This window comes from Amycolatopsis sp. NBC_01488 (genome assembly GCF_036227105.1).
GTDB lineage: Bacteria > Actinomycetota > Actinomycetes > Mycobacteriales > Pseudonocardiaceae > Amycolatopsis.
The window spans coordinates 2,399,361-2,418,607 of record NZ_CP109434.1 but is presented as its reverse complement, the minus strand read 5'-3'; the positions used below and the strand labels follow the sequence as shown (position 1 = coordinate 2,418,607).

Annotated in this window: 11 protein-coding genes and 1 pseudogene; 9 read left to right on the top strand and 3 right to left on the bottom strand. The window is 72.3% G+C overall.

Features of this window, described 5'->3' with window-relative positions:
* The first annotated feature begins 46 nt into the window (after window positions 1–46).
* The 3 genes and pseudogenes from OG738_RS11620 to OG738_RS44650 form a co-directional block, all read left to right on the top strand.
* Window positions 47–574 (top strand): YbaB/EbfC family nucleoid-associated protein, encoded by a 528-nt coding sequence (locus tag OG738_RS11620; protein ID WP_329053537.1) that lies wholly within the window; start codon window positions 47–49, stop codon window positions 572–574.
* Entirely contained in the window at window positions 574–897 is a 324-nt protein-coding gene (locus OG738_RS11615; protein WP_329053535.1) for a WXG100 family type VII secretion target, read from the top strand. Before OG738_RS11620 ends, OG738_RS11615 begins: the two co-directional genes overlap by 1 nt.
* A gap of 9 nt (window positions 898–906) precedes the next feature.
* A pseudogene (locus OG738_RS44650) lies at window positions 907–1,338 on the top strand (WXG100 family type VII secretion target); the annotation flags it as partial.
* Between the two features lie 2,490 nt (window positions 1,339–3,828).
* Here OG738_RS44650 and OG738_RS11610 read toward each other — a convergent pair.
* The gene (locus tag OG738_RS11610; protein ID WP_329053533.1) at window positions 3,829–4,110 is read right to left on the bottom strand and encodes a hypothetical protein; all 282 of its coding nucleotides are present in this window, start codon (window positions 4,108–4,110) and stop codon (window positions 3,829–3,831) included.
* A 36-nt stretch (window positions 4,111–4,146) separates the two neighbouring features.
* On the opposite strand from OG738_RS11610, the gene OG738_RS11605 reads away from it, so the two are divergent.
* From OG738_RS11605 to OG738_RS11580, 6 genes are read left to right on the top strand one after another with little or no spacing between them, the layout of a single operon-like run.
* Entirely contained in the window at window positions 4,147–8,025 is a 3,879-nt protein-coding gene (locus OG738_RS11605) for a toxin glutamine deamidase domain-containing protein (protein ID WP_329053532.1), read from the top strand.
* Window positions 8,026–8,460 carry a hypothetical protein gene (locus tag OG738_RS11600; protein WP_329053530.1) on the top strand — a complete coding sequence of 145 codons (435 nt, stop codon included), beginning with the start codon at window positions 8,026–8,028 and terminating at the stop codon, window positions 8,458–8,460.
* On the top strand, window positions 8,457–9,872 hold the full coding sequence (locus OG738_RS11595) for a glycohydrolase toxin TNT-related protein (RefSeq protein ID WP_329053528.1): 1,416 nt from the start codon (window positions 8,457–8,459) through the stop codon (window positions 9,870–9,872). The genes OG738_RS11600 and OG738_RS11595 overlap by 4 nt, the downstream gene beginning before the upstream one ends.
* On the top strand, window positions 9,873–12,116 hold the full coding sequence (locus tag OG738_RS11590; RefSeq protein WP_329053527.1) for an ADP-ribosylglycohydrolase family protein: 2,244 nt from the start codon (window positions 9,873–9,875) through the stop codon (window positions 12,114–12,116).
* A 16-nt stretch (window positions 12,117–12,132) separates the two neighbouring features.
* Window positions 12,133–14,976 carry an ADP-ribosylglycohydrolase family protein gene (locus OG738_RS11585; RefSeq protein WP_329053525.1) on the top strand — a complete coding sequence of 948 codons (2,844 nt, stop codon included), beginning with the start codon at window positions 12,133–12,135 and terminating at the stop codon, window positions 14,974–14,976.
* A 35-nt stretch (window positions 14,977–15,011) separates the two neighbouring features.
* Window positions 15,012–16,928: a TNT domain-containing protein gene (locus tag OG738_RS11580; protein ID WP_329053523.1), complete on the top strand. Its 1,917-nt coding sequence runs from the start codon at window positions 15,012–15,014 to the stop codon at window positions 16,926–16,928.
* Here the strand turns inward: OG738_RS11580 and OG738_RS11575 are convergent.
* Window positions 16,915–17,757 (bottom strand): class I SAM-dependent methyltransferase, encoded by an 843-nt coding sequence (locus OG738_RS11575; RefSeq protein ID WP_329053521.1) that lies wholly within the window; start codon window positions 17,755–17,757, stop codon window positions 16,915–16,917. The genes OG738_RS11580 and OG738_RS11575 overlap by 14 nt on opposite strands.
* A gap of 112 nt (window positions 17,758–17,869) precedes the next feature.
* Entirely contained in the window at window positions 17,870–19,207 is a 1,338-nt protein-coding gene (locus OG738_RS11570) for a sensor histidine kinase (RefSeq protein WP_329053519.1), read from the bottom strand.
* Window positions 19,208–19,247: the final 40 nt, after the last annotated feature.

Genomic DNA, 19,247 nt, shown 5'->3' with positions numbered 1-19,247 from the left:
CACCGCGGGCGACGACCGTGCACAGCTCGAAGCACGCAATGCCGCGATGAAGAACCAGATGGACACCCTCCTGGAGAACTTCGAGCGGCAGACCGCGCAGCTGCGTGACGCCCAGGCCGCGGCCGCGGAGACCACGGCCCAGGTGCATTCTCCCGACGGGCTGGTCCGCGCCACGATCGGCGCCGGCGGCAACCTCGCGAAGCTCGAGTTCTCGCCGAACGCGTTCGAACGCACGACGCCCGCCCAGCTCGCGAACACCGTCCAGACGGTGGTGCGCCAGGGATCGCTGCAGGTCAAGCAGAAGATCGCCGATCTGATGGCGCCGATCACCGAAGGCCTGCCCGACCTCGCGGACCTCGTCGAAGGCGCGCCGTCGCTGGCCGGGCTGGTGCCGCCGATCCCGGAGTTCGTCGAGGAAGAGGCGACGCGGCCCTCGTATGAAGAAGGTGGCTCGATCCTGCGCAACGACGCCGTGCCGCCGCCGCTTCCCCCGAAGCCGGCGCCCAAGCGCGTCCGCCCGCCGCGTGACGAGGACGAGGAGCCGCCGTCGTCCTGGATGACGAGGGGCGACTGATGCCCGGAGGGGGCTCCGGGTTCACCGCGGAACCCGACGCGGTCCTGAGCGCGTCGAACGGCCTGACCACGGCGGCGGACGGGCTCGACAGCGCGCTGAAGACGTTGCAGGGCGCCCTCGACGCGCAGGGTGCGTGCTGGGGCGACGACGACTCCGGCAAGGAGTTCGCCAAGGACTACGTGCCGGGTGCGCAGGGCGCCGTCGAGGGTTTCACCAACCTCGTGCAGGGGCTGCGAGGCATGCAGCAGAACGTCGCCAAGTCGATGAAGGCGCTGTCGGGCGCCGACGAAGACGTGACTTCGCAGCTCGGCAAGGGGCAATGACCCGTGGGTATGGAGATGCCCGACGCGGTCAAGTGGCTGCTGCCGATCGTCGTCGGGGAGAGCTGGCCCGAGGGCGACGAGACCAAGCTGCGCGCCCTGCGCGACGCGTGGCACACGGCGTCTTCGGCGATCGCCCCGGTTGCCGAGACGGGTAACCAGGCGGCGTCCGGCATCCGCGACAACTGGACCGGCGACGGTGCCGACGCGTTCGTGGAGCAGTGGAAGAAGTTCGTCGACGGCGACGAGGTGTACTTCAAGCAGCTCACCGACGCGACGAAGGCCCTCGGGGATTCGTGCGACCAGACGGCGCTGGACGTCGAGTACACGAAGTACATGATCATCATCTCCCTGATCGTGCTGGCGGCCCAGATAGCGGCGATGATCGCGGCGGCGGCGGTGACGTTCGGCGGCTCGACGGCGGGTATCGCGCCGGCCCAGGTCGCGACGCGGATGACCGTGCAGATGCTGTTCCGGCAGCTGCTCGAGAAGCTGGCGCAGCAGGGGTTCAAAGAGGTCGCGAAGGAGCTGCTGGAGAAGCTGCTCAAGCAGGGCCTCAAGAAGATCGGCATGGAGGTCCTCAAGAACGAGGCCATCAATCTGGGGATGGACGCGGGCATCCAGGGCCTGCAGATGGCAAAGGGCGACCGCCAGAGCTGGGACTGGTCCAAGACCTCGGACGCGGCGATCTCCGGCGCGGTCGGCGGCGCGGTCGGCGCGGCTTCGGGTTCCATCGGCCGCGGGGCGACCGAGGGGCTGTCGCATTCCGCCGGTGGTCAGGTCGCGGACGCCGCTCTCCGAGCTGGGGCTCGGGGGGCGATCGAGGGGGTCGCGCAGACCGTCGGGCAGGCCGCGGTTACCGGGGATTTGGGATCTTTGACGCCTGAGCAACTGGTGACCGGGGCTTCCAGCGGGGCTGTCGGTGGGACGGTCGGGGGCGCCAAGGAGCAGTTGCACGCGGTTCACGAGGCGAACATTCCCCGGGACGCGGGGGAGTCTCGGTCGGGGGGCGAGGAGGCGAGTGCGTCTTCGTCTCCGAGGTCGGAGTCGCGGGGTGGGTCTGAGTCGGGTGGCGAGGAGCCTTCGCGACAGGCGGCCGAGCCGGAGTCGCACGGCGGAGAAGGCCAGCGCGAGGCGTCTGAACCCGAATCACGTGGCGAAGAGCCCGCGCGACAGGCGCCTGAACCGGAATCGCACGGCGAAGAAGGCCAGCGCGAGACGACCGAGACCGAATCACGCAGTGAAGAGCCCGCGCGACAGGCGCCTGAGCCGCGCGGCGAGGAGCCTCGGCACGAAGCGTCGTCCGAGCCGGAGCCTCGACACGAATCCGAGCAACGCGCGGAGAGCGCGCCGAGTCAGGGCGCGGAGCGTCAGCCCGCCGAGCCACGGCAGCCGGTCGGCGAACCCCAGCAGTCCGACGGTCCGCGACCGAGTTCGGACCACGTCCTGCAGGCAGACCAGCCCAGGGCGGCCGACAGCCCCGCGCCGCAGCAGCAGTCCGAAGCGAGGGCCGCGGACAGTCCGGCACCCCGGCAACCAGCCGCCGCTCCGACGCCGAGCGGATCGGCGCCTTCGACGGGTGGAATGCCGTCTTCATCGGCCAGCTCGCATGGCGGTCCAACTGGCAGCGGTTACGGCATGGCCCAGCCGGCATTCGGCCAGGAAGCAGGCCGCCAGACCGCCGGACGCTCCCAGGACAACGTCGGAGCGGCCGGCTTCACAGGCGGCACGAACCAGCCATTCGCCGCCGACGGAGGGGCGGCGGCGCCGTTCCAGAACGGACCGTCGGCGCAACAGTCGCCGCCCCCAGGCGTGTTCACCCCACCTCCACCAGCCGGAATGCCCAGCGGCGGCAGTCCAGGGCGCCCGGGTGGACAGGCCCCCATGCCCCCGCGTGGTGGCCAGTCACCGCACGACCCGCGCCGGGTGCCACCGGGTCAGCCGCCGATGTCGCCGAGTGCGCGGCAGGGTGGGCAGCCGCAGCGCAGCGCCCAGCGACCGAACGGTGCTCCGCCGTTACAGGGTGGCCACCCACCGCACGGCGGACAGCCGCTGCACAGTGGGTCACCGCAGGGCGGGCAGTCGCCCGTTGGCGGCAACCCGCAGGGAGGACCGCCGCCGCACAGGCAACCGCTGGGCGGTCAAGGGCAGCCGCCCCACGGCGGGCAGCACCATGGCGGGCCGGCGCACCAAGGTGGACAGTCGCCGTTCAGCGGACCACCGCAGGGCGGACAAGCGCCTCACGGCGGCCAGTCGCCGGGCGGTCAGTCCCCACACAACGGATACCCGCCGCCGGGCAGTCAGGTGCGCTCGCATGGACAGCCCGCTCACGGTGGACAACCGCAAGGTGGGCAACCGCACGGTGCGCAGCCGCCGGGTGGTCAGGTGCCGTCGAGCGGGCAACCCGCTCACGGGGGACAGCCGGCGCAGGGTGGGGTGGATCCGCGGCGGATGCCGCCGCCGCGGATGGGGGTGGGGCCGCAGGGTGGGCCGCCGCATCCCGGGGTGCCTGGTGCGCAGCGTCCTGGCGGGTATCCGAACCAGCCACGGGGGCCGCAGGGGCCGGGTGGACGCCCGCCCATGCCGCCACCACCTGGGCGGCCGCCGCAGGATCCGCGGCTGGGTCCGTCGCGTCCAGTGGGGCCGGCGCAGGTTCCGCCGCCACGGTTCGGGCCGCCGCAGGAGCACCTGCCGCGGGGTCTCTTCGAAGAGCCGCGAAGGCCTGAGCCGCCGCGACCCGTCGAGCGGCCTGCGGAGCCGAACCACGCCCCGGTGCAGGAACGGCCTGCCGTCGAACCGGTCGGCGAGCAAGGACGCGCAGCTGAGCAGCAAGCTCCTGGCGCCGGACGGGCTCCCGCGCGGGCCGTCGAGCAGCAGGCACCCGCCACTGAGCGGCCACCCGGACAGGACGCGCCCGCAACCGAGCACACACCCTCACGCGAGCAGGCACCCGCCGCTGAGCGACCTGGATCCGATACGGCCGCGGACTTGCGTGAGCCGCGGGCCGGCGGGCAGGAACAGCACCGCGGTCCTGACCAAGCCGCTGCGCACGATCGGCCGCTTGACGGGCGGGAGCCCGCAGTCGGGCAAGAGGCGGCACCTGCTGATGCCGGGCAGGAGCACGCCGCCGACGAGAACGGGCTGCACTCCGACGACCAGTTCGGCCAGGCCGACCCGGGTGTCGACGAGCCCTACCTCACCGATCCCGGTTTTCACACCGATGACGGAGTCAGGCGGATCGAGGACACCTTCATGGACTCCGGGCGCCAGAGCCCGGAGACCGGCGAGTGGCGGCACGAGCAGATCCGCCGTGAGGCGCTCGCCAGGCGGGACGAGTTCCACCCCGGCACGTCCGACGACGGCGCCTTCGCCGTCCACGCCTACACGCGGCACGAGCTGGTCGGGCCGCTCAACCGGGCCCTTCGGCTCGGCGGACCCGAACTCCTCGACCTCGCCCCCCAGGCCGGGGCGCTCGTCTCCGGGCTCAACGAGCTGCCTCCGCACGTCGGCACCGTCTCGCGGCGGGTCGATTTCCACGGCGATCCCGCGCGGCTCCAGGCCTTCCTCGGCCGCTTCCACGAGGGCGCGCACATCACCGAGCCCTCCTTCCTCAGCTCGTCCAAGGTCGACGCGGAGCATCCGCGCAGCACCTTCGCCGGTGAGGTCGAGATGCGGATCGAGTCCCGGACCGGGCGGGACGTCGAGGCCATGGCCAGCATCGGGCGTGAGCGCGAAGTGCTCTTCAAAGCCGGGTCGCAGTTCGCGGTCACCGGGGTCGAGATGGGTCCGGGGCACCCCGAGCACCCGGACTTCCAGCACCGTCCCGGCGCCCGGGACCAGCCGCAGTGGGTCGTGCACGCCGAGGAAATCGCGCCCGGGGATCCGCGGTACCGCGCCGACACGCGGGACGCGATCGACGAACGACGTGCTCAGGAACGTGCCGACGAGGAACGCTTCCAGCGTGAAGCCGACGCCGAGCTCGAGCAGTTCTACGCCGAGCACCCACACCTCAAACCCTCCGGCAACCTGTTCAAGCTGCTCGGCGGGGAAGAAGACCCGCCGCCGCCTGCCGAAAGACGGCCGCCCGCCACGAACGAGCCTGATGGCGGCTGGTCGCAGCTCGCCGAACCGCTGACGCCGGGTGGCCCACCCGTGCTGCATGCCGGGTCTGTCGACACTCCGCAGCAGCACGCGCGGCTCGTCCGCGACGCCGTTCCCGAACTCGGCGCGGTCAACACCCGCAACCACTACCGCCCGGGCGAACACGGCTTTCGCACCAACGCCGCCGAGTCGATGATCGCCTTCGACCGGCGGATGAACGGTGAGGACGTCGTCGCCGGGCCTGCCCGCGGGGAGAGCCTCCGCGGGCAGTGGAGCAGCCGGGGCAGTTTCGACGACGTCGCGCGCGGCCTCGGGGACCGTCCGGTCGGCGCGCGGACCGCCGTCGCCTTCGAGCACCTCGGGCAGGAGCGGCTGGTCGCCGGGGTGCACACCGAGCACGGTGTGCTCTTCGCCGATCCCGTCACCGGGCGGCTCGCCGAGCTGCCGCACGACGCCACCGGCATCCGCGAGCTGCCGCTCGGCGGGCACGAAGCGCCGACGATCACCGACCGCCTCAACCCGACATCCGAACGGCCGCCGCACGACGAGAGCTACCTCTTCGACGGCGAGCACCGCGGGACGCCGTCCGACCACGAGAGCATCCGCCGCGCGGTCGGTGACGAGGGCAGCTACCAGGACATCCACGACCGCGCGCTCGCGCGCCGGGACGCCGCCGGCCTGCCCATGACCGACGACGGGGCCGTCGCGGTGCACGGCTACACCCGCGGCGAGTACGCCTACGACGTCAACGAAGCCCTGCGCCGCGGCCCGGGCCACCCCGGCTTCGACCTCGCGCAGGAGAACACCCGCGCCATCGTCGACGGCCTCAACCAGGTCCCGCGCGTGTCCGGCGAGACCGTGCGCGGCATCGACGTCAGCGGTGACCCGCGGCTGGCCGAGCTGGTCGCCGGGCCGTACACCCCCGGTGAAGTGGTCGTCGAGCCGTCGTTCTCCAGCGCGTCCATCAAGACCGGCGAGTTCTCCAGCAGCAAGTTCGGCGACGACGTCGAGCTGCACGTCCGGTCGGACAACCTCCGCGACATCTCGAAGCTCGCCGAGAACCCGTCCGAGCGCGAGGCGCTGTCGCCGCCCGGCACGCAGCTGCTGGTGCACGACAAGCGCCTGGAGATCACGCCCGAGGGCCGCCGCAAGTGGGTCGTCGAGGCGGAGGAGATCGGCCCCGGCCACCCGCGCTACCTGGACCCCGAGGCCGCGCAGCGGAACATGGCCGAGCGCCGCGCCGAGAACGACCACAACGCGGCCGAGTTCGAACGGCGCAAGCAAGCCGCGCTGATGGAACGCCTCGGCGGCTTCGGCGAGCCGGAGCACGTCACGCAGCCGGAGCACCCGAAGGTCAGCGACGTCCTCGACGGGCCGGCCGAGACGCCGATCACCCCGGAGCCCCAGCCCGACTACTCCGCCCTGGCGCGCGCGACGAACCCGCCGTCCGAGCCGGCCATCCACGCCGACGCCGCGACGCCGGCCGAGCGCGCGGCCTACGTCCAGGACCGGCTCCCGCACCTGCGCGAGGTCAACCCGGGCTTCCACGGGCCGGGCGCGCTCGAGAACGGCTACCTGTCCAACTGCACCCGCGGGCCCGAGGCGTACTGGGACCGGCTGCACGGCGGCGAGATGACGGCCGAGCCGATCCTCTTCCACGAGATGGGCACCCGCGGCACGCTCGAGCACATCGAGGGCCGCTTCGGCGAGACGTTCTCCGAGCGCGGCAGCTACGACGACGTCATCCGCGAGATGCGGGACAAGCCGCTCGACCACCACGCCGTGGTCGCGGTGAAGTACGACGGCCCGAACGGCGTCGAGTACGGGCACGTCGCGATGGTCGTGCACACCCGTGACGGCGTCGCGTTCATCGACCCGCAGTCCGGCGACCTCATGCACCTGCCGCAGCCGCCGAAGGGCATCAAGCTGATGCACGTCGGCACGCCGGGCACCGAGCACGTCCACACCGAGCACGCCGAGACGACCGAGCACGGCGGCTACGGCGGCTCCCCGCGGTCCCGGCTCGACGAGCTGCTCGCCCAGCCCCGGATCGCTGAAGCGCTCGACGGCGCCACCACCGACCTCGTCGTCAAGGACCAGGAAGGGAACCCGCAGCACCTCGGGCCGGTCGGCGAGTTCGTCCGGACGCGGCTGGCGAGCTACCCGGAGCTGGTGGAGCTGCTCCACGACCCGGCCAACGAGTTCCTGACGCGGTCGCTGCTGCGCAAGCCGGAGACGATCGCGAGCCTGCTGGTGCACGACGAGGCCATCCCGATCCTGGCCGACGCCGTGCACGAGGTGCACCACCCGGACCCGGACGCGGAACCGGTGGGCCCGGACGCGGAGCCGACGCCGCTCACGCACGACCAGCACGAAGTCGCCGACCGAGTCTCCGAAGAGGCTGGGGAACACCCGCCGGCGCACCGACGGCAAGCCCCGTTCGACCCGGCGATGCGGGGCGACGAGGCCTACACGCGGGAGTACCTCGGACACCGCTACGAGGAGGCGGCGCGCGCCCAGGCGGTCTTGGAGCGGACCTTGCCGCCGCTGGCCGAGGCGACCAACGGGAACCCGGGCTTCCGGCCCGGTCCCAAGTCGCTCGGCCGGGCGATGGACAAGATCGCCGGCTACGACGGCGATGCCTCCAGGCTGATCGACCTGGCCGGGGCGATGATCCAGTTCGAGCGAGTCCAGGACGCATACGCGGCGCTCGAACGGGTTGCCGCGCACCCCGAGCTGGACATCGTGAAGTTCGAGGACCGGTTCGCGAACCCCGCTGAGGCCGGGTATCGCGATCTGCAGATGAGCGTGCGCGTCGATGGGCACGTCGCCGAGCTGCGACTGCACGTCAAGGCACTCGATGACGTGGCAGCGTACGAGCACGCGCTCTACGAAGTTCGCCGTGACCTGAAGGCGCTCCGGAAGGCCGAAGGCCGGGCGGAGTTCACGACCGAGGAACAGGGCCTGATCGACGGGCTGATCAAGCGCGAACGAGAGCTGTTCCGGGACGCGCTGCAGGGGAGTCTCTAGATGGTTCAGACGCCGTCCTACTTCGAGTACTACGACCACACCTACGTGGTCGACAGCACGCCCGACGGCGGGCTCACCGGTCGCATCCTGAACTGGCGGACCGGCGCGTTCGACGAGAAGCCGGACCACGTCCCGGATGTGCTGCTCGGGCACGAAGCCGAGATCGTCAAGCTCACCTGGGAGCGGTTCGTGCGCCGGACCGAGGAGGAGCGACACCACTACCTCCGCGGTGACGGGCCGATCTTCGCGCTCTACGAGACGATCGACGCGATCTGGGCCGCTACGGAAGAGGAGAACCGCAAGATCACCAAGGAAGAGCGCGCGCTGATCGATTCGCTGTACCGGCGCACCTTCAAGATGTGGGAGGACGAGTTCGCCCGCCGCGCCGCGGGCGACGCTCCGACCTTCACCTTCACCTCGACGTTGGCGCGATGATTCACGTGGAACATCGACTTTCGCCCGAAGAGCAGCGCACCCTCTTGGTGCAGCTGGGAAAGCTCGTCCGCGAGCTCCGGACCGACGCCGCCGGGCCCGCCGCGATCGACTTCCGGCAGGTCGGGACGCACACCGAAGTGCAGGGCCACAACGCGACGACGTCCGACGCGGTCGCCGAACTGTTCACCGAGCCGCGCAAGGGGATGTACGCCGAGGATCGCGGGACCTGGCTGCAGGCGCGGTTCACGCTCGCCCCGGACGGCACCTTCGACTTCGACTTCGCGCTCGACGACGATCCGGTGTGGACGGACACGCCGCCGTCGGCCGCCTACCCGGACGAGCTCGCCGCGTTCCCGCGGGCCGGCGAGCACATCCCCGACTGGTGGCGGCTGCGCGCGCAGCTGCCGCTGGGCGTGGTGTTCCGGCACGCCGAGCCCGGCGGCCCGGACGTCGAGCGGCCGCCGCTGACCGACACCGAGGTGCCGCTCGTGCTGCAGTACCTCGAGCGCGAGGCCGTCGTCCACGAGGACGGCGACGAGCGCTTCCACACCGATGGCGCCTGGATCTGGCCGTCGTCGGTGGCCGACCAGCTGGCCGATCAGGGCATTCCGCCCGAGCCGGACCTGGTCGCACACATCCGCCGCCACCACTTCCAGCCGCCGTACGTCGAGCCGCTGGTGCGCCGGACCGCCGAGGCCGACCTGCTGGGCGAGCCGCGGCCGAAGCCGAGCCGAGCCGACGTCAAGAAGACCGGCGGGGACGTCGTCGCGGAGCTGGAGACGACGCCGGACCCGAAGCTCGGCGACGAGGAACTGCTGATCGTGCTGGTGCAACGGCTCGGCGAGCACGGCGTCTGGCCGGAGGCCTACCGCGTCGGCGACCGGGCCGACGGCACGTGGTGTCTCAACTTCACTGCCGAAGGCTGGGAAGTCGCCGCGTACGCCGGCGGGAAGCCCCGCGAGCCGAAGTACTTCGAGCGGCTCGAAGACGCCGCTCAGCAGCTGCTCGGGGCGTTGCTGCTGCACCCCGCCCGGATGACCGCCGGGCACGAAACGCCCTTGGAAACGGCCAAGGAGCTCGACGACTGGCCGGTCCACCCGGCTCCGGGTGAGCCTCCCCTCACCCTGCTCCGCAACAAGCGCATCACCCGGCTGGTGGCGGGTACGGTCGTCCTGCGCTTCGGCGAGGAACCCGGCAACCTGGTCCACCACGGGGAGGTACGGTTCGCCACGACGTCGCTGCCACTCGAACGTGAGCGGGAACGGCGGAGCTACCGGCTGAGACGCCCTCTGCACGTGATCACCGGCATCACGGTTCCGTGGGCGAACCTGCCGGGTGGCGCGGTGGCCTTCGTGCTGCCGAAGACGATCGCCGAGCACGAGTCCGACGGAAGCCTGGAGAGGATCGAGTAGGTGGAAGCGGCGGAAGCGATTGCCAAGGTCGGCCAGTGGCTGCGCGCGGTGCACGGTCCGGACGTCTCCGGTCCTGCCGGGCTCCGGGTGGACACCGAGAAGGTGCTGCGCATCCCCGAGGGCTGGTCGGTGCCCTACAACACCATCGCGTTCCTCGACGAGGGCCGGCCGGAGAAGGAGATCTTCCCGCCGCCGTCGGTCGTCGTCCGCGAGCCGGACGGCGAGCTGCGGCAGGCGCACCCGCACCCCGGCGGGCTGTCGGTGCCGGTGGCGTTCCCCGGCCAGGAGAACTGGCGCGAGGTCGTCGACCCCGAGTACGTGAAGGCCGGGCTCGGTGAGCTGGGCGTGCCGCTGCAGGCCGTCGCGGGCTGGGTCAAGGTCGACGCCGAGGGCAACCAGACCGGCGAAGAGCGGGAGAACCCCGAGTACAAGGCGGGCCCGATCCGCCGCGGCTACCCGAAGCCGGAGAACACCCTCGAAACGCTGCTGTCGTTCGCGAGCGTCGGCTGGCTGACTCGCGAGCTGCTGCTCATCGGGCTGATCCGCTGCGAGGTGTTCGTCCCGCTCGACCTGGAGACCGGTAAGACCGACCGGTTCTACTTCGCCGAGGAGCGCAACGAGCTCAAGGTGTTCAGCTCGACCCGGAACCTGCCCTCCCGCGAGCACGGCTGGTGGAAGGTCGACGTCGCGACGCTGGCGGAGTTCGAGCACCCGCCGAACCTGGTGATCAACGGCGGCCCGACGACCATCGAGGACGTCTCCAGCGGCGAACTCGCCCAGATCGTCCAGCGCTTCCCGCGGCACGAGCCGCGCATCGACGTGCACGGCCGCTGCCCGGAGGCCGAGGAGGACCTGAGCCGCGTCGCGAAGGACACGGCGTCGCGGATGGGCCTGCCGGACCCGGTGAAGCCGCCGCTCCTCGCGGCCGAGAAGGCGCGGCGGCGCGGGTACGAGCTGACCGCCGAGGAGTGCGCGAAGACCGTGCTCGGCGAGTCGTGGCTCAAGCGGCTGCAGATGCCGGAGCCGCCGCGCAGCAAGCCCAACGACCTGCGTGCGAACGGCCTGGCGCCGGCGTACGACAACGCCGGGCGCGCGACCCCGCGGCTGGACACCTTCGGCAAGTACTTCGAGCGTGACCTCGACGGCTTCCGCTACGGCTGGCAGCGCGTCACCGGCGCGTACGTCGGCTTCGCCCTCGGCGAAGCGCTCGGCGCCGCGGTCGACCGGATGATGCTGCACGACATCCACGCGAAGTTCGGCATCGAGGGCGTCGCCGACCTGATCCCGGCGTTCGACCAGCCGGGCCGCATCGGCTCGCTGACGCAGCGGCTGCTGTTCTACACCGAGGCCGCGATCCGCAGCCCGCACCGCGAGCAGCCGGAGTCCCGCGACGCCGAGCAGCTCTTCCCCGGGGTCGTCCGCGGAGCGCTGCAGCGCTGGCTGCGCACGCAGGGCGCGCCGATGGAGAACGCCGACGGCTGGCTCGTGCAGGTCGCCGACCTGCACGCCCGCCGCGACGCCGACGACGTAGAACTCAACTCCTACCACCAGCTCGCGACCGAGGCCGGGGGCGCGCCGCCGATGACCGGCCCGGCCGCGCTGATCCCGGCGCTGCCGGCCGCGCTGACCATGGCCGGTCCCGGGAGCGGGCTGAGCGGGGGCGCGCGCCAGGCGGTGCGCGACCTGGCGGGCGTCACCCACCCGACCGAGCCCGACCTGGCCGCCGCGACCTACCTGACCTGGCTGTTCGAGCAGGCGCTGACCAAGGAGGCGTTCAGCTTCCCGATCTGGAACCTCAGCCGCGAAGTGCTCAACCCGGACAACCAGTACCAGCAGGGTCCGGAGTGGACGGCGATCAAGGACATGGTCGCCGAGTCGGTGCCGTTCTTCGGCGAGCACGGGCTGCCCGACCTGCGGATGCCCGAGCTGATCGGTGACGGCAAGACGACGCTCTCGGTCCTCGGACGCGCCTTCGCCGCGTTGTCCGGCTTCGAGAACTACCCGGAGCAGGCACTGCTGCGCGCGATCAACCACTCCGGCCGCAGCGCGCTCACCGGCGCGATCACCGGTGCCCTGCTAGGCGCGCGCACCGGCATCCCGGGGCTGCCGCAGAAGTGGGTCGACCAGCTGGAGCTGCGGTACCTGGTGGAGAACGTCGCTTCGGACGCCTACTGGCACTTCGACCGGCACTCGGCGCTGAGCGCCCTCGGCGACGAGTGGATCGAGCGGTACCCGCGGCATTAGCTCGAGGATGGGGAGAATGACAGAAAGCGGCGACGGCTTCGTCGAGTGGCGGCCCGACGTCGACCCGGAGTTCGACGAGAAGGCGTTTCCCGGCCTCGGCATCCCGGTGCGCGCCATCCGCGGCTGGACGCAGTACACGCTGTTCGGGGAGCCGACGGGCCCGCGCCGCGCGAACGAGCAGTACCGCCCGGGCCCGGTCTGGCGCGGCTTCCCCGTGCCCACGACCGATGCCGAGAAGCTGCTTGGCTACCTGGGCGCCAACTGGATCAGCCGCGCCGAGTTCGTGACCGCGCTGCTCGACTGCGAAGTGCTGGTGCCGGCACTCAGCACCGGCGAGCCGCTGGTCCGCCCGGTGCCGAGCGGCCAAGAGGTCATCGCCTACAGCTCGTCGGCGAAGGTGCCCGGGCGCTACCCGCACCGGTGGCGCGTGACGGTTCGCGAGCTGCTGGCCGACCGGCCGTCGACCGGGCTGACCCTCGACCCCGGCACCGGGCTCGTCCGCAGCCTGACCGCCGCCGAGCTGGCCGACGCCGGTCCCGGCGAGCGGCGGCCCCAGGTCGCCGAGCCCGCGCCCGAAGCCGGTCCGGAGGTCGCCGAGGCGCTGCCCGCGCTCGTCGCGGAATTCGGCGTCGAGCCACCCGACCTGCTGGCACGGCACTTGCGGTACGCCGTCGACCACGCTCGCGACCACCACTTCGAGCTGCCGCCCGAGGACTGCGTCCGGTACCTGCGCGGGTTCGCCTGGCAGTACCGCAACGGCGTCCGGCGGCGGGCCGGCCAGGAGCCGCAGTGGCCCGCCGACCTCGGTGCGCACGGCCTGATCGCGCACGTCGACGAGGACGCGCGGCCGCGGCCGGTGCCGTGGACGTTCGGGAAGTTCTCCGCCTTCGGCACGGTCGCCGCGCGCTTCGCGTGGCACCGGATCGTCGGCGCGTACGTGGGCTTCGCGATCGGAGACGCGCTGGGCGGGGGCGCCACGGATTCGCTGCCGCTGGGCGGCCTGACCCGGCACCTGCTGTTCCACACCGACATCGTGCTGCGCGGACTGCCACCGGTGCCGACCGGCGAGGTGCCGGCCACGCTGCCCGAGCCGGACCCGGTCGGCTGGCTGGCCGTCGCGACCCGGCACGCGGGCCCCGCGCCCGCCGAGTTCTCCGCGCTGCTGGCCACGGCCTTGGCCGCGACACCGGCGAGTGCGGTGGGCATCGACGGCGTCGACGCCGAGCGGTACGCGAAGGACATCGCCCGCGAACTCACCGGCAGCGCGGCCGACGCGGAGGTCACCGAAGGCGTCGAACTGCTGATCTCGCTGTTCCAGGCCCTGCTGACCCGGGACGCGTTCGCGCTGCCCGTCCACCTGCGGCTGCGGGAGATCGGCGGCGACCTGGCGACCTCGACGCTGGCGCTGCGCGAAGACCGTGACGCCGACGACGTCACGCAACTGGAGAGCATCGGCGACGGCCGGAGCGTCCGGTCGGTGCTCGGCCGCGCGCTGTTCGCCGCGGCCAAGCGCGGCCACGACCCGGCAGCGGCGATCACGCTCGCCGCGTGGTCCGGCCCGGTCGCGGGTGCGCTCGCCGGGGCCCTGATCGGCGCCCGGGTCGGCGTGCCCGGCCTGCCCTGGGTCACCAAGCTGCCCGACCTCGGCCTGCTCGACGACGTCGCCAGCGACGTCTTCTGGTACTTCAACCGCAACGGCCTCCAGACGGAGACCGCGGAGCACGCCCGCTGGGAGCGGCGCTATCCGAGCGGCCGCTTCACCGCTAAACCGAAGGGACCGGACTTGCGCTCACGACTGCGGGGGAGCCTGCTGGCCGGCGCGATCGGCGACGCGCTGGGCGCGAAGACCGAGTTCGACTCGATCGACCGGATCCGCGAGATCGCCGGGCCGGAAGGCATCACCGACTTCATTCCGGCGTACGGCGGCGTCGGCCGGATCACCGACGACACGCAGATGACGCTCTTCACGCTCGAAGGGCTGATCCGCGCGCACGCCCAGCGGCGGCGGACCGGCTCGGCGGACGTCGTGCACTCGCTGCAGCAGGCCTACCAGCGCTGGCTGCACACGCAGGGCGTCGCGTGGGACCGGGCGCGCGGGCCGCAGTCCGACGTCCCAGCGCCGGACGGCTGGCTGGTCACCCACCAGGAGCTGTTCAGCCGGCGCGCGCCCGGGCTGACCTGCTTCGGCGAGCTGGAGGCGTACGGCCGCTCGGGCGTCCGAGGCACGATCGAACGTCCCGTGAACAACTCGAAGGGCTGCGGCGGCGTGATGCGCGCGGCGCCGGTCGCGCTGTGGTCCGACGACCTCGCCGAGGTGTTCCGGCTCGGTGCCGAGAGTGCCGCGCTGACCCACGGTCACCCGAGCGGGTATTTGTCCTCGGGCTGCTTCGCGGTGCTCGTCCACGGGCTGCTGCACGGGAAACCGCTGCTCGACGCCCTCGCGGCCGCACGGGACGAACTCGTGAAACACCCGGGTCACGAAGAGCAGAGCGCGGCGCTCGACGCGGCTCTGGCACTGGCGGAACAAGGACCGCCGACACCGGAGAAGCTGGAAACGCTCGGGCAGGGCAACGTCGGCGAGACCGCGTTGTCGATGTCCGTGTACGTCGCGCTGACCACCACCGACGCCGACACGGCATTGCTGGCGGCGGTCAACCACAGCGGGGACAGCGACTCGACCGGCTCGGTCTGCGGCAACCTCGTCGGCGCGATGTACGGCGAAGAAGCCCTGCGGGGAAGCTGGCTGGAGCAGCTGGAGCTCCGCGATGTCATCGTCGGCCTGGCGGACGACGCCCTCACCGAGTTCGGCCCGGATGCGCCGGGTGACGACCGGTGGTTCGCTCGGTACCCGGTCGACTAGATTTCGCGGTGTCACTGGGGACGGGGAGGACAAACGTGCGTTACCGGGTTGAGGTGTCCGAACGCCCGGACGGCCTGTACGCGGCGTGGGGCGAGGGGACGTTCCGCGCGCAACGTTCGACCACGGACGGCACCGTGCTGCTGTCCGTGCTGCCGGACGAAGAGGCGCCGGAGGGCTTCGACAAGGAGTTCGAAGACCGGCCGGCCAAGGTCGTGCCGGCGAGCGAGGTGCCGTCGACGTTCACGCTGCGCACCTTCTGCGCGTACGACGACGAGATCTTCGAGGTCGCGCCGGGCGCGCGGCCGGAGCTCACCCTGCGCTGGGTCCGGGACGACGCCGCCCGCGCGGCGCAGCTGGGCCTGACCGACTTCTCGGTCATGGTGCCCGCCAAGGACGTCACGGCGCTGTGGCAGACGCGGCAGGACTTCACCGACACGCCGGACGCGCGGCCCCAGCCGGGCACCGGCGACCAGAACGCGCTGCTGCGCGCGATCGGCCGGACGCTGCTGCACACGGTGCCCGGCGGCTGGACCCGCGTCGGCGCGCAGTTCCGGCAGGTCGGCGACTACTCCGAGATCGAGGTCCGCGCGGTCGGCGACGAGGACGGCCCGGTGTCGGTCTCGCTGCCCGCGGCCCCGAAGCTCGGCGGGCTCTTCGCGCGGCTGCGCGCGGCGATGTTCCAGCCCGAGGTCGGCACCTGGTTCCAGGGCACCTTCACGCTCGACTCGGCGTCGCAGTTCGACTTCGACTTCGACGCCGACCGCGAGCCGGACTGGCGGGTGCCGCCCAACGACGGCGGCCGTCCGTCGACCGCGGCCTACGAGCTGGAGCTGGCGTCGTTCCCGCGGTCGCCGAAGCACCAGCCGGCGTGGCTGACCGCGAAGGCCGGCCTGCCGCTGGACGTCGTGTTCCGGCTCGCCAGGGCCGTGGACTCACACGCCGAGGGCGAGCGACCGGTGGTCAACCGGCCGCCGGTGCCGCCGGACCAGGTCCGCGGGGTGCTCGACTACCTGTTCCGGGCGCCGGTCGCGCTGCACCGGCCTGCGCCGCTGCCGGACATCTTCGGCGCGCCGGGTGCGAAGCCGGACGTGCCGAACGCGTTCCACACCGACGGCACCTGGATCTGGCCCGCCGCCGTGCCGCACTACCTGCGCAAGTACGGCGTGCCGCCGGAGCCGGAGCTGGTCGAGCACATCCGGGCGGCGGGATTCCGCCTGCCGTTCGTCGGCGATCTCGTCCGCGCGACGGCGGAGGCCGAGGTCCTCGGCCAGCCACGGCCGCCGCAGACGTCCGCCGACCTGTCGGACGAGCGGGCGCTCGTCCGCGTCGCGCGCGGCGAAGAGGTGCGGAACCTGCGGGGTGCGGAGACGCTGGAGCTGCTCCAGCAGCGGCTCACCGAGCACGGCGTGCCGCCCGCGGCCTACCGGATCGGCGCGAAGGAGGTCCCGGCCGAGGGCGTCTGGACGCTGCGCCGCGCCGAGAACGGCTGGGAGGTCTCGCGGCCGCCAGCCGACGAGCCGGTGGCGTTCGGCTCGCTCGGGGACGCGGCCCGGTTCCTCCTCGGCGTCCTGCTGATGCTGCCGCCGCTACCGCCGCAGAAAGCCGAGGAGTCCGACCAGCCCGCCGACTGGCCGATCCTGCCGATGCGCGGCGAGCCGCCGTTGAACTTCTACCGCGGCAAGCGCCTGATCGTGGTCGGCCCGGGCACGACGGTCGTCCGGTTCGGCCCCGAGACCGGCAACCTGGTGCACGCCGAGGGCTCGCGGTTCGTCGAGACGTCGCTGGCGTTCGAACGCGAACGCGAGAAGCGGCTCTATCGTGTGCAGCGCTCGTTGCGGGTGCTGACCGGCGTGACGGCGCCGTGGAGCGGGATGCCGGGCGGCGCGATCGCCTACCTGCTGCCGCGGCCGCTGGCCCAGCACCTCGAGACGGGCGCGCTCAGCAGGCTGTGATCAGGACGGCGGGCGACCACCAGTAGTCGGCGAGCGGCTCGACGTCGACGTCGGTGAAGCCCGCCGTCTTCAGCTGCCCGGCCCAGATCGCGGCCGGGTGCTCCCAGTTCGTCCGCTCCTGCCCGGAGACGATCCCGAGCAGGACCGGCAGCAGGAAGCCCTGCGCGACCAGCGACGCGTCCGCGCCGTACTCGGCGACGCCACGCTCGTAGCGTTCGACCAGCGAGCGAAGGTGGTCCGTCGACCCTTCGACGTACTCGGGGACGTCGAACTCGGCGAGCACGAGCGTCCCGGTGCGCGGCTGCAGGGCGCGCAGCACGTCGGCGCGCTGCTCCGGCTCGATGGACTGCAGCGCGAACGTCGACTGGACGAAGTCCCAGCCGAGGTCGTCCCGAGCGAGGAAGTCCTGGGCGGTCGACTGCCAGCACTGCGCCGACGGCACCCGCTCACGGACGTCGTCGAGCAACGCGGCCGACGGCTCGACCAGGTCGATCCGCGCGGGCGTGTGCGACGCCTGCTCCAGCGCGGGCACGACGGCCAGGCCGTCACCGCAGCCCAGGTCGAGCAGTGATTCCGGCTTCGCGTCGTCGTAGCGAACGGCGAGGGCGGCGCTCAGCGCCCGGTACAGCTCGACGTTGCCGCCGCCGCGGATGAACGCCGTGAACGCCTCCGGCTGGTCGTACACCGGAGCGGCGCTGTCGCCGGCCAGGTGGATCCGCAGTTCGCCGGCCAGCGGCGAGCCGGCCCGGCGGGCGAGTTCGGCGGCCTGCTCGCGGTCACCGGAGCGGTAGGCGGCGAGGGCGTCGGCGAGCAGCTCGATCGAGGTCATACTGTGCCGATGGTACTGATCCGACCGACAGCCACGGCGGAACGGGTCTTTGCCGCGCATCAGCCGCGATCCGTGTCCGCCTGCTTTCGGCCGGATCAGTAACCTGGGGATATCAGAACGGTACCCACAACGTCACCCGAGTGCCGCCCCCGGCGAGTCCCGACTCGACCAGCGACGTTCCGCCGACCTCGGCGAGCCGCGCGGTGATCGACTCGCTGATGCCGAAGCCGGCCGGATGATCGGCCGCGCTGAAGCCGCTGCCGTGGTCGCGCGTGATCACCGCGATCCCGCCTTCGCGCTCCTCGACGCGCACCACGACCCGGTCGGTGCCGGAGTGCTTCATCGTGTTCCGCAGCGCCTCGCGCACGGCGTCGCGGATGGCGATCTGCCGGACCTCCGACAGCGTGTCGTCGTCCAGCTCGGCCACCACGAGCTGGGCGCGCAGGCCGTCGCGCGCCATCTCGGCGGCGAGCGCGGCGAGCTTCTCGCCCAGCGGCCGGGCGCCGGCTTCGGCCCGGTCGGACGCCGCCGTCTCGATCGTGTGCCGGATCTCCATGGCCTGCGCGCGGGCGAGCCGCTGGATCTCGACCAGCCGCTCTTCGGCGTTCGACGTGCCGGACAGCGCCATCGCCTCGAGCGTCTGCAGCACGGTGTCGTGCAGCATCCGGTGCTGCTGGGCGCGTTCGGCCAGCCGGCCGTTGCGGGTGCCGTAGGCCAGGGCCAGCCGGGTGCCGAGCCCGGTCAGCACCAGCGCGGCGGCGGCCAGGAACAGCTCGGCCAGCAGCGCCGAGGAGGTGGAGAACGCGGCGCCGACGTGGACCTCGCCGGTGTTGACCAGGTTCGCGAGCATCCGCAACGGGAAGCTCACCAGCCCGAACACGAGCCCGCTCGGGACGCCGACCGCGAGCGTCAGCAACCCGGCCTCGCCGAGGAGGTGGACGCTGCTCACCGCCAGCGCGTCGAAGTACGCCTCGGTCGGCACGGTCAGCGCGAGCACCAGCGGCGAGAGCACGGTGAAGACCAGGTCGACGGCCAGCAGCTTCCCCGCGTCCCGGCCGCGGAACGGCGCCGAGCGGAACATCCAGCGGAAGCCGATCACGTTCACCGCGACCGAGAGCAGGGTGAACAGCCCGACCGGCAGCAGCCCGGTCGTGCCGTGCCGGAGCGCGTAGACGCCGAACTCGCCGGGCACCGCGAGCAGCCGGAAGGCCAGCGGGATGAGCACGACGTACCGGGTGGCGCGCAGCAGCAGGCCGTCTCGGTGGGCCGGGTCGATCGGCCCGGCCATCTTCGAGATCCGCTTCAGCGCGTGGATCGGGGTCGGGTCGCCGATCTCGTCCGACAGCTCGCTGGTGGCCGTCGCGATCGCGGGAGCGCCCTGCCGCAGCAGCGCCACGAAGAAGCTGCCCCCGGCCGCCGGCTTCGGCGGGTCGGGAGCTTCTGCGGACATCGCGCGGACAACCCCCTGGTCACGTCGGTGAACCGAGGTT